The 14,122-nt window shown below is 67.4% G+C and carries 15 protein-coding genes and 1 tRNA gene; 6 read left to right on the plus strand and 10 right to left on the minus strand.

Going from position 1 to position 14,122, the window contains the following annotated elements:
• Nucleotides 1-121: 121 nt before the first annotated feature.
• The 4 genes from E5S69_RS25360 to alr form a co-directional block, all read right to left on the minus strand.
• Nucleotides 122-607: a disulfide bond formation protein B gene (locus tag E5S69_RS25360; RefSeq protein WP_171517231.1), complete on the minus strand. Its 486-nt coding sequence runs from the start codon at nucleotides 605-607 to the stop codon at nucleotides 122-124.
• Nucleotides 608-751: 144 nt separating this feature from the next.
• On the minus strand, nucleotides 752-1,315 hold the full coding sequence (locus E5S69_RS25365) for a GNAT family N-acetyltransferase (RefSeq protein WP_171517211.1): 564 nt from the start codon (nucleotides 1,313-1,315) through the stop codon (nucleotides 752-754).
• Nucleotides 1,316-1,318: 3 nt separating this feature from the next.
• Nucleotides 1,319-2,680, minus strand: a complete 1,362-nt coding sequence (radA, locus tag E5S69_RS25370; protein WP_171517212.1) for a DNA repair protein RadA — start codon at nucleotides 2,678-2,680, stop codon at nucleotides 1,319-1,321.
• Between the two features lie 114 nt (nucleotides 2,681-2,794).
• Nucleotides 2,795-3,916 carry an alanine racemase gene (alr, locus tag E5S69_RS25375; RefSeq protein ID WP_171517213.1) on the minus strand — a complete coding sequence of 374 codons (1,122 nt, stop codon included), beginning with the start codon at nucleotides 3,914-3,916 and terminating at the stop codon, nucleotides 2,795-2,797.
• 582 nt (nucleotides 3,917-4,498) lie between these two features.
• Here alr and lplT point away from each other — a divergent pair.
• Complete coding sequence (gene lplT / locus E5S69_RS25380; protein WP_171517232.1) at nucleotides 4,499-5,818, plus strand: lysophospholipid transporter LplT; 1,320 nt, start codon at nucleotides 4,499-4,501, stop codon at nucleotides 5,816-5,818.
• Between the two features lie 36 nt (nucleotides 5,819-5,854).
• Here the strand turns inward: lplT and E5S69_RS25385 are convergent, their stop codons facing one another.
• The 4 genes from E5S69_RS25385 to tsaB are packed head-to-tail and all read right to left on the minus strand — an operon-like array spanning nucleotide 5,855 to nucleotide 9,135.
• A complete protein-coding gene (locus tag E5S69_RS25385) occupies nucleotides 5,855-6,988 on the minus strand; it encodes a DUF1853 family protein (protein WP_171517214.1) in 1,134 nt (377 codons plus the stop codon).
• Complete coding sequence (locus E5S69_RS25390; RefSeq protein ID WP_171517215.1) at nucleotides 6,963-7,826, minus strand: uracil-DNA glycosylase; 864 nt, start codon at nucleotides 7,824-7,826, stop codon at nucleotides 6,963-6,965. Before E5S69_RS25390 ends, E5S69_RS25385 begins: the two co-directional genes overlap by 26 nt.
• Nucleotides 7,823-8,383 carry a ribosomal protein S18-alanine N-acetyltransferase gene (rimI, locus tag E5S69_RS25395; protein ID WP_171517216.1) on the minus strand — a complete coding sequence of 187 codons (561 nt, stop codon included), beginning with the start codon at nucleotides 8,381-8,383 and terminating at the stop codon, nucleotides 7,823-7,825. The genes E5S69_RS25390 and rimI overlap by 4 nt, the downstream gene beginning before the upstream one ends.
• A complete protein-coding gene (gene tsaB, locus E5S69_RS25400) occupies nucleotides 8,380-9,135 on the minus strand; it encodes a tRNA (adenosine(37)-N6)-threonylcarbamoyltransferase complex dimerization subunit type 1 TsaB (RefSeq protein ID WP_171517217.1) in 756 nt (251 codons plus the stop codon). The genes rimI and tsaB overlap by 4 nt, the downstream gene beginning before the upstream one ends.
• A gap of 128 nt (nucleotides 9,136-9,263) precedes the next feature.
• Between tsaB and E5S69_RS25405 the strand changes: the two genes are divergently transcribed.
• Nucleotides 9,264-9,533: an acyl-CoA-binding protein gene (locus E5S69_RS25405; RefSeq protein WP_012353003.1), complete on the plus strand. Its 270-nt coding sequence runs from the start codon at nucleotides 9,264-9,266 to the stop codon at nucleotides 9,531-9,533.
• A gap of 20 nt (nucleotides 9,534-9,553) precedes the next feature.
• On the opposite strand, the gene E5S69_RS25410 is transcribed toward E5S69_RS25405, so the two are convergent.
• Together E5S69_RS25410 and E5S69_RS25415 are read right to left on the minus strand one after the other, a co-directional pair.
• Entirely contained in the window at nucleotides 9,554-11,035 is a 1,482-nt protein-coding gene (locus tag E5S69_RS25410; protein WP_171517218.1) for a DHA2 family efflux MFS transporter permease subunit, read from the minus strand.
• The gene (locus E5S69_RS25415; protein ID WP_171517219.1) at nucleotides 11,032-11,502 is read right to left on the minus strand and encodes an SRPBCC family protein; all 471 of its coding nucleotides are present in this window, start codon (nucleotides 11,500-11,502) and stop codon (nucleotides 11,032-11,034) included. Before E5S69_RS25415 ends, E5S69_RS25410 begins: the two co-directional genes overlap by 4 nt.
• 236 nt (nucleotides 11,503-11,738) lie before the next feature.
• On the opposite strand from E5S69_RS25415, the gene E5S69_RS25420 reads away from it, so the two are divergent.
• From E5S69_RS25420 to E5S69_RS25435, 4 genes are all read left to right on the plus strand, one after another.
• Nucleotides 11,739-12,146 carry a VOC family protein gene (locus E5S69_RS25420; protein ID WP_171517220.1) on the plus strand — a complete coding sequence of 136 codons (408 nt, stop codon included), beginning with the start codon at nucleotides 11,739-11,741 and terminating at the stop codon, nucleotides 12,144-12,146.
• 310 nt (nucleotides 12,147-12,456) lie between these two features.
• Complete coding sequence (locus E5S69_RS25425) at nucleotides 12,457-13,221, plus strand: MetQ/NlpA family ABC transporter substrate-binding protein (protein ID WP_236901429.1); 765 nt, start codon at nucleotides 12,457-12,459, stop codon at nucleotides 13,219-13,221.
• Nucleotides 13,222-13,311: 90 nt separating this feature from the next.
• Nucleotides 13,312-13,398 (plus strand) — tRNA-Leu (locus E5S69_RS25430).
• 238 nt (nucleotides 13,399-13,636) lie between these two features.
• On the plus strand, nucleotides 13,637-14,122 hold a 486-nt coding region (locus E5S69_RS25435; protein WP_171517222.1), incomplete at its 3' end, for a helix-turn-helix domain-containing protein.

Below are 14,122 nucleotides of genomic sequence, written 5' to 3' on the forward strand. Positions count from 1 at the left end.
ATGGTTGGCTCCCCCTCTCTCAGAGGGAGAGGGGAGCCAACCGTCAGATGAGGATGCCGCGGCAGCCCTGAAAAAAACCGGCGCACACGGCACCGGTTTTTCACTCCAACTCCGCCATCGCTCAGCGGAAATTCTTCTCCCTCCGGATCAACCCCACCGCCAGCGTCAGCGTCAGGATAAACAGCCAGATCAGCGACCATGCCGGTACCGACAGCCCCAGCACCGGCGGCAGCGGCGCGGTGCACAGGCCATCGGCATAGAACACCTGCGGCAGCACCTTGGCGGTAGGCAGCGCATTGACCCAGTTCTCGAGCGGGTCGATGCCGCACGATGCCTTGGGATTGAGCAGCAGCGACACGTGGTAGACCGCCACCGCGATGCCGGCGATGCCGGACAGCATGCCCAGGCCCTGCCACAGCGAGCGCGTGTTCTGCGCCACCGCGGCCAGCAACGCGAAGATACCGATGCCGATAAAGGCAAAGCGCTGCATCACGCAAAGCGGACAAGGCTGGTAGCCCTTTTCAAACTGCAGGTAGAGCGCAACGCCGACCAGGGCGAAGGAGACGATGGCAATCAGCAGGAAGTACGCGCGGGAATTGGCTTGCATCATGGGAATTCAGGTGATCCGGTAATCGTTGCCGTCAGTGGAGGGCGCGGCGTTGCTGCGCATTATTACCGATTTTGCCGCCCCTGCCGCGGGCGCCACATGCGGCGCAAGGCCCCTGCCCTGTGGCGGATTGACGCAGGGACATCAGGCGCCCGATGCCAGCCACGTCGCGCGCGGCAAGCGGTACAGGCAATGCGGCCGCAACGGGTGCCCCGGCGGCAATGCGGGATGGTCGAAGCCCTCGGCATCCTGGCGCATGCCGAGCCGTTCCATCACCGCGCGCGAGCGGGTATTGGCAAGCGTGGTGAAGGCGACGATCTCTTCCAGCGCCAGGCGGCCGAAGCCATAGGCGAGCGCGCCGCGCGCCGCCTCGGTGGCATAGCCGTGGCCCCAGGCCTGCCGCGCCAGCCGCCAGGCGATCTCCACGCACGGCGCAAACGGCAACACGGCGGCCGGCTCGTGCAGTCCGACAAAGCCCAGGAAAGCATGGTCTGCCGTGCGTTCGACGACCCAGACGCCCCACCCGTTCTCCGCGATCAGGCTGCGGCAGCGCCCGGCCATCGCATCGCTTTCGGCGCGGGTGAGGGGCGCCGGGAAATAGCGCATCACCTGCGCATCGGCATTGAGCGCGGCAAACGGCGCATAGTCTTCATCGCGCCACTGGCGCAGCCGCAACCGGCCGGTCTCGAAGGCGATGCCTGGATCCATGGCTCAGTCCAGATGCCGCACGCGGTCGATGGCCTGTTCGATGCGCTCCACCGCGATCACCTCGAGCCCGTCGATCTTCTGCTTGGGCGCGTTGGCCTTGGGGATCACGGCCAGCGTAAAGCCCAGCTTGGCGGCTTCCTTCAGGCGTTCCTGCCCGCGCGGGCTGGGGCGGATCTCGCCGGCCAGGCCGACTTCACCGAACACCACCAGGCCGCGCGGCAGCGGCTTGTTGCGCATCGACGAGTGGATCGACAGCAGCACCGCCAGGTCGGCGGCGGGTTCGGTGATCTTGACCCCGCCCACCGCATTGAGGAACACATCCTGGTCAAAGCAGGCGACGCCCGCGTGCCGGTGCAGCACGGCCAGCAGCAACGCCAGCCGGTTCTGCTCCAGCCCGACCGCGAGCCGGCGCGGATTGGGCACGTGGGCGGTATCGACCAGCGCCTGGATCTCGACCAGCAGCGGCCGCGTGCCTTCCTGCGTCACCAGCACGCACGAGCCCGGCACGGTCTCTTCATGCTGCGACAGGAACAGCGCGGACGGATTGCTGATGCCGCGCAGGCCGCGCTCGGTCATGGCGAACACGCCCAGCTCATTGACCGCGCCGAAGCGGTTCTTGAAGGCGCGGATCAGCCGGTGCGACGAATGGGTATCGCCCTCGAAATACAGCACCGTATCGACGATATGCTCGAGCACGCGCGGGCCCGCCAGGCTGCCCTCCTTGGTCACGTGACCGACCAGGATGATGGTGATGCCGCTGCTCTTGGCAATGCGCGTCAGTTGCGCCGCGCATTCGCGCACCTGCGCCACCGACCCGGGCGCCGAGGTCAGCGCCTCGGAATACAGGGTCTGGATCGAATCGATCACCGCCACCTCGGGCTTTTCCACTTCCAGCGTGGCCTGGATCTTTTCCAGCTGGATTTCGGCCAGCAGCCCCAGCGACGGGCTTTCCACGCCCAGGCGCTGCGCGCGCAGCGCGATCTGCGCGCCCGATTCTTCGCCGCTGACATAGAGCACGCGGCGCTGTCCGGCCAGGTTGGCCAGCGCCTGCAGCAGCAGCGTGGACTTGCCGATACCGGGATCGCCGCCGATCAGCACCACCCCGCCCGACACCAGGCCGCCCCCCAGTACCCGGTCGAATTCATCGATGCCGCTGGAAAAGCGCGGCACGTCGGCCGCCTCGATCTCCGCCAGCTTGCGCACCGTCGCCGACGCCGCCAGCGGCTGGAAGCGCTTGTTGGCCGCGGATTCCGCCACGGTCTCCACCAGCGTGTTCCACTGCTGGCAATGCGGGCACTGGCCGGCCCAGCGCGGCGTGGTGCCGCCGCATTCGGTACAGGTATAGACAGTCTTGCTCTTGGCCAACGGAGGTCCTTGCAGAATGAAACGAGCCGGGTCCAGATTGACCCGGCCCGCGGAAGGTGGCGGATGCCCGCAGATCGTAACCGGACGGGCCTGGGCCCGCACCCGCGCCGCGGATCAGGCCACCACGGGCGCGGCGCTGTCCGATGCCGTGATGGTCGCCACCGTGGTCGGCACGCGCGGCGCCAGCGCGCACATCAGCTCGTAGCCGACCGTACCGCTGGCCTGCGCCACTTCGTCGATCGGCAGGCCCTGGCCCCACAGCGTGACGGGGCTGCCGACGCGGGCCTTCGGGCATGGCGTCAGGTCCACGCACAGCATGTCCATCGACACGCGCCCGACCAGTTCGGTGCGCACGCCGTCGACCAGCACCGGGGCGCGCTGCTCGCCCCAGCCCGACGCATGGCGCGGGTAGCCGTCGGCATAGCCGCACGCCACCACGCCGATGCGCATCGGCCGCTCCGCGGTGAACAGGGAGCCATAGCCGACGGTATCGCCCGGCTGCAGGTCCTGCACCGAGATCAGCTCGCTGTGCAACGACATGGCCGGCTGCAGTCCGGTGCCGGCAATATCGGCATCGCGCCCGGTGGGCGAGGCGCCATACAGGATGATGCCGGGGCGCACCCAGGCGCGGTGCGCCTGCGGGTGCCACAGCACCGCGGCGGAATTCGCCAGGCTGGCCTCGCCCGGCAGGTTGGCCGTGGCAGCGTCGAACGCCTCCACCTGGTGGGCGATGCCGCGCGGGCCATCCGCATCGGAAAAATGCGTCATATGGACGATGCTGCCCACGCACGGCATGGCGCGCGCGCGCTCCCAGGCCGTGCGATACGCCGCCGGATGGAAGCCGAGCCGGTTCATGCCGGTATTGAGCTTGAGCTGGATCGCCAGCGGGCCCTTGGGGCGTGCGCTCTCAAGCATGCGCAGCTGCTCGTCGCAGTGGATCGCGGTGGTCAGCCGGTATTGCTCGATCAAGGCAATGTCCTGGGGCTGGAAGAAGCCCTCCAGCAGCAGGATCGGGCCCTGCCAGCCGAGGTCGCGCAGCAGCACGGCTTCATTCAGGTCCAGCAGCCCGAAGCCGTCGGCAGCGCGCAGCGCGGCAAAGACGCGGCGGATGCCATGGCCGTAGGCGTTGGCCTTGACCACCGCCCAGACGCGAGAGTGGGACGCCTTGCGGCGGATCACGTCGAGATTGTTGGCCAGTGCGGGTTGGTGGATGACGGCTTGGATCGGTCTTGGCATGGAGGTCACATCAGGGTAGCGGACAGGCCGGCAGCGGCACAGCCGGCAGCGGCGCAGGCGGCAGGCACGCATGGCGCAAGGCTGGAGGGACGGCTCTGTCTCAGTATCGATGGCGCAAACGTCACCTGTCGGTGTGCCGCAGCACGTTGCGGCGACGGATATGCGGGATGCCCGCAATTGGCACCCTCAGGTATCCCAGTCACCATATCTTGCCGGGCGCACACCGGATCAGGGAAAGTCCGGTCCGGCGGGCCACGGTGGCAGCCGTTATTTGAACACATTCGGATGCTGTTGCCGGGGGTCATCGGGGAATCGGCAGGGCAATTGGCTGTCAAAAAGAGCCGTTGCCGGGGTTCGGGAATGTCATGTTTTCGTGATATAAAGCCGGACGCTCCGGCCATGTTCTAAAAGCGAAGCATTATGTCAATGACTGTCAGGCAGGCCTCACGGCGCCGCAGCGCAGCACCTACGACACAATTCGACACGGCCGCGGCACAAGGTTCCTTGCAAACCATGGCCTCTGCGGCCGGCACCAGCCTGGCCAACCTGAATGGAGCGCGCGATGGAGAGAAAGTCGACAGCATGAAGAAGGGTTTTTACACCATCATGGCCGCGCAGTTTTTTTCCTCGCTGGCCGACAATGCCTTACTGATCGCCGCCATCGCCCTTCTCACCGAATTGCATTCCCCGCAGTGGATGACCCCGCTGCTCAAGCTGTTCTTCGTTCTCTCCTACGTCATTCTTGCCGCCTTCGTCGGCGCCTTCGCCGATTCGATGCCCAAGGGGCGGGTGATGCTCATCACCAACGCCATCAAGGTGGTCGGCTGCGCCATCATGATGTTCGGGTTGCATCCGCTGCTGGCCTACGGCGTGGTTGGCTTCGGCGCGGCGGCGTATTCGCCCGCCAAGTACGGCATCCTGACCGAGCTGCTGCCCCCTGAAAAGCTGGTGCTGGCCAACGGCTGGATCGAGGGCCTGACGGTGGGTTCGATCATCCTGGGCACGGTGGTGGGGGGAGCGCTGATCTCGGTGCATGTCTCGAGCCTGCTGCTGCGCCTGGACGTGCCCTTTATCAATACCGGCATCGACACCCCGGCCGAGGCCGCGATGGTGGTGATCATGCTGTTCTACGTGATCGCTTCCGTCTTCAACGTGTTCATTCCCGACACCGGCGCCCGCTATCCGGCGCAGGAAAAGAATCCGATCAAGCTGATCGCCGAGTTCGGCGACTGCTTCCTGGGGCTGTGGCGCGACAAGCTGGGCCAGATCTCGCTGGCGGTGACCACCCTGTTCTGGGGCGTGGGCGCGACGCTGCAGTTCATCGTGCTGAAGTGGGCCGAGAAATCGCTGGGGCTGAACCTGTCCCAGGGTGCGTTGCTGCAAGCCGTGGTGGCCGTGGGCGTGGCGGTCGGCGCAATCCTGGCGGCGGCGCGCATTCCGCTGCGCAAATCGCTGTCGGTGCTGCCCTTCGGCGTGGCGATGGGCGCCACGGTGATGCTGATGGCGTTCTACACCAAGGACGCGATGCCGCAGGTCACGCTTGACGTGCTGGGGCTGCACATGCCGCTGTACATGGCCATCGCCTACGTGTTCCTGATGCTGGTGGGCGCCATGTCGGGCTATTTCGTGGTGCCGATGAACGCGCTGCTACAGCACCGCGGCCATGTGCTGCTGTCGGCCGGGCACTCAATCGCGGTGCAGAACTTCAACGAGAACGTCTCGGTGCTGCTGATGCTGTGCCTGTACGCGCTGCTGATCAAGCTGAACGTGCCAATCGGCGTGGTCATCATCGCGCTGGGGCTGTTTATCTGCGTGACCATGGCGCTGGTGCTCAAGCTGCACAAGTACAACGTACGCACCTTCAACTCGCTGGCGATGATCGGCGAGGACAAGCACCACTAACACCGTCGCGGCCCGGCCAGCGGCGGCGAGGCCGGCTCAGGCGTCGTCCTGCCCGCCTTGCGGCCCGGCCCGTGGCGGTTCCCCGGTACGCGCCAGCGCGCGCTCCTGCCACCCCGGCGGTACCACGAACCCGCGCGAGCATTCGCGCCACCAGCCCGGCGCCTGCGCGCCGGCCGGTTCCAGTTCGCACAGCATCACGGGCGACTCGCGGCGCCAGCCGTGGTCATGGCGCGGATCGGCAAAGCGTTGCGCCAGCATTGCTTGCAGCGCGCCGGCGTCGGCCGTGCCTGAATCGGGCACCAGCGCGCCCGACAGCCACCCGGTGCGCGGCAGGCGGCACCAGCGCATGCCCGGGCGTGCAGCGGCGCGCGCGGCCCAGGTGTCGAGCGTGGACCACCAGCCGTGCAAGTGGTCCGGCGCAATGCCCAGTGTCTCCAGCCCGGCCGGCACCTGGCCGTCGCGATAGAACAGCCAGCCCAGCAAGTAGACCTCGCTGCGGTCCACGGTATGGCCCAGCGCGGCCCGCGCCTCGGCGGTATGTCCCAGCGGCAGCTGGCGATGCACGATATGGCCGAGCTTGTCGCCGAGGCGGTCGACCAGGTTCGGGCCGACGAAATCCTGCGCCCGCGGCGGCTGGTGGCCGCCCGCCGCCATCAGGTAGAACTTGGCCGCCATTTCCCAGTGGACCACCGCGCCCGAGGCCAGGTCGCGCCAGACGAAATCCAGTTCGCCCAGTGTGCGCACGCCGTGCTTGCCCGCACGCCGTACCGGCACGTTGGCCGCCAGCAGCGACAGCCCCTGCATATGCCGCAAGGCAAAATGCAGCAGCCGCTCGGCATGCCGGCCCAGGCGCAGGCTGCGGTTGGCGGGATCATGGTCGGCATCGGCAGGGAACGCGGCGTGGCCGTCGGCCAGTTCATCGATGGTGGCGGGGAGCGTGGCGGGATCGGCGCCTTCGAGCCAGTGCTGCCAGGCCTCGCGGGCGCCGGCCGGCCAGCGCGCCAGCGCGGCGCCAGGCACCACGCCCAGCAGCGGCGGCGACAGCGTGGTCCAGGCCAGGTCGCGTGCGCGTGCCGACGCGGCACGGCGCCACAGCGGCGCGTCCGACGGCCCAGGGCCGTCGCCGCCGCGGGTCAGGGAAAGGTCAGGCCCCAGCTCCCGCACGGTCATGGACCTCCCGGGCCAGGCACAGGTCTTCCCATGCGCGCGCCTTGTCGGTCAGCGTGCGCAGCAGATAGGCGGGGTGGTAGGTCACCACCACGGGGATGCCTTCATACGCATGCACGGTGCCGCGCAGCTTGCCGATGGGCGTGGTGGTGCGCAGCAATGTCTGCGCGGCGAAGCGGCCCAGCACCACGATCACGCGGGGCCTGACCAGCGCAATCTGCCGGCGCAGGAAGGGCTCGCACTGCGCCACCTCTTCAGGCTCCGGGTTGCGGTTGCCGGGCGGGCGGCACTTGAGCACGTTGGCGATAAACACATTGCGCCCGCGTGCCAGCCCGAGCGCGCCCAGCATGTTGTCGAGCAGCTTGCCGGCCTGGCCGACGAAGGGCTCGCCCTGCAGGTCTTCGTTCTCGCCGGGGGCTTCGCCTACCAGCATCCATTCCGCCTGGCGGTCACCCACGCCGAAGACGGTTTGGGTGCGGGTCTGGCACAGGCCGCAGGCGGTGCAGCCGGCCACGGCGGCATCCAGTGCCGGCCAGTCCATCGTGGCGATGGCGGCTTCGCGGTCGGCCTGCGCCGAGCCCGGCTCGGGCACGGCGGGAACCAGCGAAGGTGCGGCGGGCGCCCGGGCTAGAGGCTTCACGCGCGCCGACACGGGCTCCGCGACATCGGCAATCACCGCAGCAACCGGTGCAAGCGGAGCAGCCGTTGCGGCTGCAGGCGCCTGCGCGACCGGCGCGGTGGCCGTGGCGGGCACCGCCTCTGCCGGTGCGTCGTTGCGCTCGCGGGGGACCCATTCAGTGGCGATCCCCAGCACCTCGAGGAACTGCGCACGGCGGTTCATGCCTGCCCCTCCGTGCCTTCATTGGCGGCATCCTGCGCCGGCCAGGCGCGGCGCAGCACCAGCGCGTCTTCGCGCTTGCCGCCGGGCGCGGGGTAATAGCCCTTGCGGCGTCCGATCTCGGCAAACCCGGCCGCCTGGTACAGCGCGATCGCGCCGGTATTGGAAGGTCGCACTTCCAGCAGCATGGTGTGGATGCGGTGCGCGTGCGAGGTCGCCAGCACCACCGCGAGCATCAGCCGCCCTAGCCCCTGGCGCTGGCGCTGCGGTTCGACGGTGATATTGAGCAGGTGCATTTCATCGACCACCGGCATCAGCACGGCGTAGGCCACCAGCGTGCCCGCCGGATCGCGCAGCGTCAGCCCCAGATGCCCGGACTTGACCGAGTTCTCGAAGTTGCCGCGGGTCCACGGGTGGCTGTAGGCGCGCGCCTCGATGCCTGCTACCGCTTGCAGGTCCAGCGCAGTCATGCGCCCTAGCGACCAGCCGTCCGGCAGCACTGGCATCGCCGGTACCGCGGGCCAGTCATGGCGGTCTTCGAGGGGATAGGCGGCGCTCACGATGCCTTCCCCGGCTGGGCCGCGGCGCGCGCCGCCGCGGCGGCTTCGCGTTCGGCGATGGTCTGCGCGACCTTGTTGCGCAGGTAGAGCGGCATGGCCTGGTCGGCGTCGATGGCCTCGCCGCGCGCCAGTGCGCGCAGCGCGATGGCCACCATCGGCTGCGCATGGGGCATCGCCTCGGGCAGCACGCGGGCGGCGCGGGCCAGGCCGGCGAGCCGCTCGCCGAACACCGTCGACGCATTGCCGGCCAGCCAGAACGCGCCATCGGGCAACGCCACGGTTTCCGGCGCGCTGACCTGCATCGGCGTGAGTGCCGTCCACTCCTGTGCGGCGGCGTCCCAGCGGAACGACGCGGCATAGGCCTCATCCATGCGCGCATCGAGCGCGACCAGCACCGCGGTCGTGTCCGGCAGCGCCGGCGTGGCGGCGCGCGCGCGCTCGGCGCAGGTCATCAGGGTATTGACCGGTACCACCGGCAGCCCGGCGCCGAACGCCAGCCCCTGCGCCACCCCGCAGGCGGTGCGCAGCCCCGTGAACGAGCCCGGGCCGGCCCCAAAGGCAATGGCCGCGCAATCGGCCAGCGCGATGCCGGCCTCGGCCAGCAATTCCCCGGCGGCCGGCAGCACGCGCGCCGACGAGCGTGCGCCGGTGTGCTCATGGCGCACCAGGCACTCGATGCCGGCGCCTGCCGCGCGTCCAAGCGCCACCGAGCACCATTCCGTAGAAGTTTCAACAGCAAGAATCCAGGACATGGCGCGATTGTATCCGTTGGGCCCGGAATCGAGGGCTTCTTCGGTTTTATACGGACGGCGCGGCCGCGCGGGACGGCTATCATCGGGCTGCATTTCCGCAATCCAGACAGTCCACACGGAGGAACCCCATGAGCGACCTGCAGGCACGCTTCGAACAGGCCCAGATCGACGTCAAGCAACTGAGCGAGCGCCCCAGCAATATGTCCCTGCTGCGCCTGTACGCGCTGTTCAAGCAAGGCAGCGAAGGCGATGCCCACGGCGACAAGCCCGGCATGACCGATTTTGTCGGCCGCTACAAGTTTGAAGCGTGGGAAGCGCTGCGCGGCACCGCGCGCGAACAGGCGATGGAGCAATACATCGCGCTGGTGGAGGAACTGCGCAGCGGCGCCGCCAGCTGAACGGTGCCGGGCCGGTGGCCTCAGGCCGCCGGCACCGGGCGCGGGCGGATCCGCCAGGCCGCCAGCATCGCGCTGGCAATCACCACGCCCACCGCCAGGAAGGTTTCGTCGAAGGCGCGGATGCGCGCCGCCTGGACCACAGTGTCGCCGGCCTGGCCCAGCAACGCGCCATGCTCGGCCAGGCGCCACTGCAACCCCACGCCCGCCAGGCTCACACCGATGGCCCCGCCCAGCTGCCGCAGGAAGTTGATGCAGCTCGAACCCTGCGCGATCAAGGTGAAGTCCACGCCGCGCATCGCGCCCAGCGTCAGCGAAGGCAGGATGCAGCCCAGGCCGATCCGCCCCAGCACCGCCAGCGCCACCAGCACCAGGTAAGGCGTGGCGCGCGAGCCCAGTGCCATCAGCAGGAACGACAGCGACAGCAGCGCCAGCCCGAACGACACCTGGATATGCGGCGGGATCCGGTGCGTGAAGCGTCCCGCCAGCGCAATCGTCAGCGCCAGCACCACCCCTGCCGGGAACAGCACCAGGCCGGCCCGCGACGGCGTGTATTCCAGCGCCATCTGCATGTAGACCGGCAACAGGTAGGTCGAGCCGAACAGGCCCGCGCCATAGATGAAGGCCACCACCGCTCCCGCGGCGAACTGGCGATAGCTGTAGAGCCGCATGTTCATCAGCGGGTACGCCGCGCGCAGCTGCCACATCACGAATGCCGCCAGCATCAGCACGCCGAAGCCCGACAGGGCCAGGCCCGCGGGCACGCTCTCGCGCATCTCCACCACGCCGTTGAGCAGGCTCACCGTGGCGACGCCGGCCAGGCCCAGCCCACGCCAGTCCAGCGGCTGGCGCTCGCCCATCATGATCGAATCCACCGCCATGAAGCGACGCGCCATCAGCACCGCCAGCAGCGTCAGCGGCACCACCACGAAGAAGATCGAGCGCCAGCCGAAGGCCTCGACCAGGAAGCCGCCCAGGCTGGGCCCCAGCGCCGGCGCCAGCACCACGCCAAAGCCGAACATGCTGATCGCCTTGCCCTGCTCGCGCTCTTCGAACACCCGCAGGATCAGGATATTGGGCAGCGGCTGCATGATCCCCGCGGCAACACCCTCGGCCACCCGCATGGCGATCATCACGCCGTAGGTGGGCGAAAAGCCGCCCACCAGCCCGCCCGCGCCCAGCAGCAGCGCCGCGCCCAGGAAGGTGCGCCGCAGCCCGTAGCGGTTCAGCAGCCAGGGGGTCAGCAGCATCGACATCGTCATCGCGATCATGAAGCTGGCGGCCACCCATTGCGCGCGCTCCTGCCCCAGCGCGAAATGCCGGCTCAGGTCCGGAATGGCCACATTGACGATGGTGGACGAGACGATCGACGAGATTGTGCCCAGCATCAGCGTCGCCAGCACCAGCCAGCGCAGCCGCTCGCCGTAACGCGCACGCAGCGCCTGCCGGGTCGGCAGGCCCGACTGCTGGCCGGAATCCTCCGGCGTGGCCGGTCCCTCGCTCACCCGAGCCGCCCGGTGTCGGCGATCTCGCGGATCTTGCGGACGGTGTCGATGTCGGCGGCGTGATAGGCCGACTTGACGATCTCGGCGTAACGGTCGTCGCCGCTGGCATCGACCGCCGGCATGGTGGTGTCATAGATAAAGCGCAGCAGCAGCGCGCCCGGCCCCGGGGTCTCGATCGCCATGGTCAGCGTGCCGCCGGCATGCTCGGCCGTGGCCGCGGTTTCATAGCGCACCAGCCGGCGCGGCTCGTAGACCACGTGGTCCTCGATCGACGCTTCGCCGAAATGCAGCACGCGATCGATCCAGTTGTCGCCGCGCCCCACTACCTCGGCGCGGTCCAGGCCCAGCACGAACAGCTCGGGAGACTCGGCGCGCAGCACCAGGCCCTGCCACAGCTGCTCGGCCGACAGCGGTTCCAGCTGCGGGTTGCCCGGATCATTGATCTCAACCAAGTGCTCAAAACGCAACTTCACTCTCCCGTTCGCGATAAGTCGATATTATGAAGTCTCCGCGTATTCGCGAGGCCTTTTTGTCGGCGCGTTGCAACATGAACGCCCCGCCCTGCCTTCTGATCGGCCCAACGCCGCGCAGCCTCGTCATACGCCGCGAAGCCGGCTGAAACATCACTCCTGACAGCAGATGTCAGGAGACCCGGCGCACAATGCGGCCGCTTTCACTCCCCGAAACGCCGCAGGAGGCTGTGATGGAATTGCTGATCAATATCGATGTCGACGATCTGCCGCGCGGCATCGTCTTCTACACGCAAGCGCTCGGCTTGCGGCTTGAGCGCAAGCTGTTCGACGGCACCGTCGCCGAAATGCTGGGCGGCAATACCCCGGTCTACCTGCTCGCCAAGGCCGCCGGCACGCGCCCGACCACGCGCGCCGAAACCCGGCGCGATTATCGCCGCCACTGGACCCCGGTGCACCTTGATTTCGTCGTCGCCGACCTCGAGCAAGCGATCGAGCGCGCGCTCGAGGCCGGCGCGGAAATCGAGGACTGGCCACAGGAGTTCGCCTGGGGCCGGCAGGCGACCCTGTCGGACCCGTTCGGGCACGGGCTGTGTTTTGTCGAGTGGAAGGGTCAGGGATACGCGGTGATGGCCGACTGAGCCGATCGCAGCGGCGCGGGGCATGCGTTTACGGAAGTTGCGCTCGACCCCGCCGTCGGCATTGAGCCTGACGAAAGCATTTAATGGCGGCATGCGCGCACAGCTTGGATTCATAAGCTTATGAAAAAGAAATAGACGCCAGAATCGTCCACACCGCGCCGTCCTGACGCAATTGCGTTAATCTGTGGCCTCGCTCCGGACAGGCGATCCCTGCCCGGCGAATGCCTCTCACTCGCCATATCCCAACAAGATCTTTACCACTCCTATGCGCACGTCTTTCTTCAAGCGTCTGGCGGCAGCAGTGTCCGCCATGGGTCTTATCGCCGCCGGCAGCGTCTCGGCCCAGGAACAGACCATCCGGGTCGGCACCGTCAGCGGGCCGGACGCCGAGGTCTGGCAGGTGGTCCAGAAGGTGGCCAAGCGCAATGGCCTCAACCTCAAGGTGGTTGAGTTCAACGACTACGTGCAGCCCAACGCCGCGCTCGACGCCGGCGACCTCGACGCCAACAGCTTCCAGCACCAGCCGTATCTCGACAGCCAGGTGAAGCAGCGCGGCTACAAGATGCAGAGCGTGGGCTACACCTATATCTCGCCGCTGGGCATCTACTCGAAGACGCTGAAGTCGCCGAAGGATCTGCCGCAGGGCGCCAAGGTGGCGGTGCCCAACGATCCGTCCAATGAAAACCGCGCGCTGCTGTTGCTGCAGGCGCAAGGCGTGATCAAGCTGAAGGCTGGCGCCGGCACCAACGGTTCCAATGCCACGCCGCTGGACGTGGCCGACAACCCGAAGAAGCTGAAGATCGTGGAACTGGACGCGGCGCAGCTGGCCCGCGCACTGCCCGATGTCGGCGCCGCCGTGATCAACACCAACTACGCGCTGGCCGCCGGCTTGCAGCCGACCAAGGACGCCATCGCGCTGGAAGACATCCACAGCCCGTACGCCAACATCATCGTGGTGCGCACCCAGGACAAGGACAAGCCGTGGGTCAAGAAGCTGGTGGCGGCGTACCAGTCCGAAGACGTGCGCCAATTCATGAAAGCGCAGTACAAGGGCGCAATGGTGCCCTCGTTCTGATTGCCTGGCGGTCGCCACGGTTTTTACACGGCGCCCGCGCAGGGGCTTGCAAATTCCGTCGCCTTCGGTAGAATTCGCGGCTCACCACCTGCCCAGGTGGCGGAATTGGTAGACGCACTAGGTTCAGGTCCTAGCGGTGGCAACACTGTGGAGGTTCGAGTCCTCTCCTGGGCACCACAATACTAAAAAGGGTCTGCGCATGCAGACCCTTTTTTCATTTCCGCCCAGGAAGAAAAGCGCTTGAGCGCTTGAGCGCTTTTCGCGAGGACGAGAAGGGCTGCGCTTGCAAGCGCAGCCGGGGTCGAGCTTGCGTGACCGAGTCCTCTCGTGGGCACCAGAGTTACAGGCAAAAGGCCCGCGCGCAATGAACTGCACCCCAAGAGTTGGACGCCGATCCAACCTTGGGGTGTTTTTCATGGTGAGACACGACGAGCAACTGAAGCTCGAGGTAGTAAAGCGATATCTAGCCGGGGATATCGGTTATAGGGCGCTGGCGCAGGAGTATGGATTGGCCCGTACGCTGGCCCGACAGTGGGTTGCCGAGTATGAACTCCATGGTCAACGTGGGTTACGGCGCAAGGGCTATACCGAGTACAGCGCAGAATTCAAGCTGGCGGCGCTTGAGCGCATGCAGCGAGACAACCTGTCGCAAGCCCAGGTACGAGCGATATTGGGGATCCGTGATCCGGGGGCCATCAGCCGCTGGGAACGCCAGTATCATAAGGGTGGTCTGTCTGCACTATTGCCCCGTCCCAAGGGACGCCCCCGGAAGATGCCGAACTCTTCACCGCCCGAACCCATCCCACCGGAATCCAAGCCGGATCAGCGCACCCGTGAGCAGTTGCTCAAGGAGAACGAATACCTGCGCGCGGAGGTGGCGTACCTAAAAAAACTCGATGCC

Origin of the sequence: Cupriavidus necator (assembly GCF_013141915.1) — a bacterium.
GTDB classification, from domain to species: Bacteria; Pseudomonadota; Gammaproteobacteria; order Burkholderiales; family Burkholderiaceae; genus Cupriavidus; species Cupriavidus necator_B.

What these genes read in the sequence shown, in the direction of transcription:
- E5S69_RS25385 (WP_171517214.1), bottom strand. Translation starts at nt 6,988, where the DNA reads ATGACCGTGCGGGAGCTGGGGCCTGACCTTTCCCTGACCCGCGGCGGC.
- E5S69_RS25405 (WP_012353003.1), top strand. Translation starts at nt 9,264, where the DNA reads ATGAGCGACCTGCAGGCACGCTTCGAACAGGCCCAGATCGACGTCAAG.
- E5S69_RS25420 (WP_171517220.1), top strand. Translation starts at nt 11,739, where the DNA reads ATGGAATTGCTGATCAATATCGATGTCGACGATCTGCCGCGCGGCATC.
- E5S69_RS25360 (WP_171517231.1), bottom strand. Translation starts at nt 607, where the DNA reads ATGCAAGCCAATTCCCGCGCGTACTTCCTGCTGATTGCCATCGTCTCC.
- alr (WP_171517213.1), bottom strand. Translation starts at nt 3,916, where the DNA reads ATGCCAAGACCGATCCAAGCCGTCATCCACCAACCCGCACTGGCCAAC.
- E5S69_RS25390 (WP_171517215.1), bottom strand. Translation starts at nt 7,826, where the DNA reads ATGAACCGCCGTGCGCAGTTCCTCGAGGTGCTGGGGATCGCCACTGAA.
- lplT (WP_171517232.1), top strand. Translation starts at nt 4,499, where the DNA reads ATGAAGAAGGGTTTTTACACCATCATGGCCGCGCAGTTTTTTTCCTCG.
- E5S69_RS25365 (WP_171517211.1), bottom strand. Translation starts at nt 1,315, where the DNA reads ATGGATCCAGGCATCGCCTTCGAGACCGGCCGGTTGCGGCTGCGCCAG.
- tsaB (WP_171517217.1), bottom strand. Translation starts at nt 9,135, where the DNA reads ATGTCCTGGATTCTTGCTGTTGAAACTTCTACGGAATGGTGCTCGGTG.
- E5S69_RS25425 (WP_236901429.1), top strand. Translation starts at nt 12,457, where the DNA reads ATGGGTCTTATCGCCGCCGGCAGCGTCTCGGCCCAGGAACAGACCATC.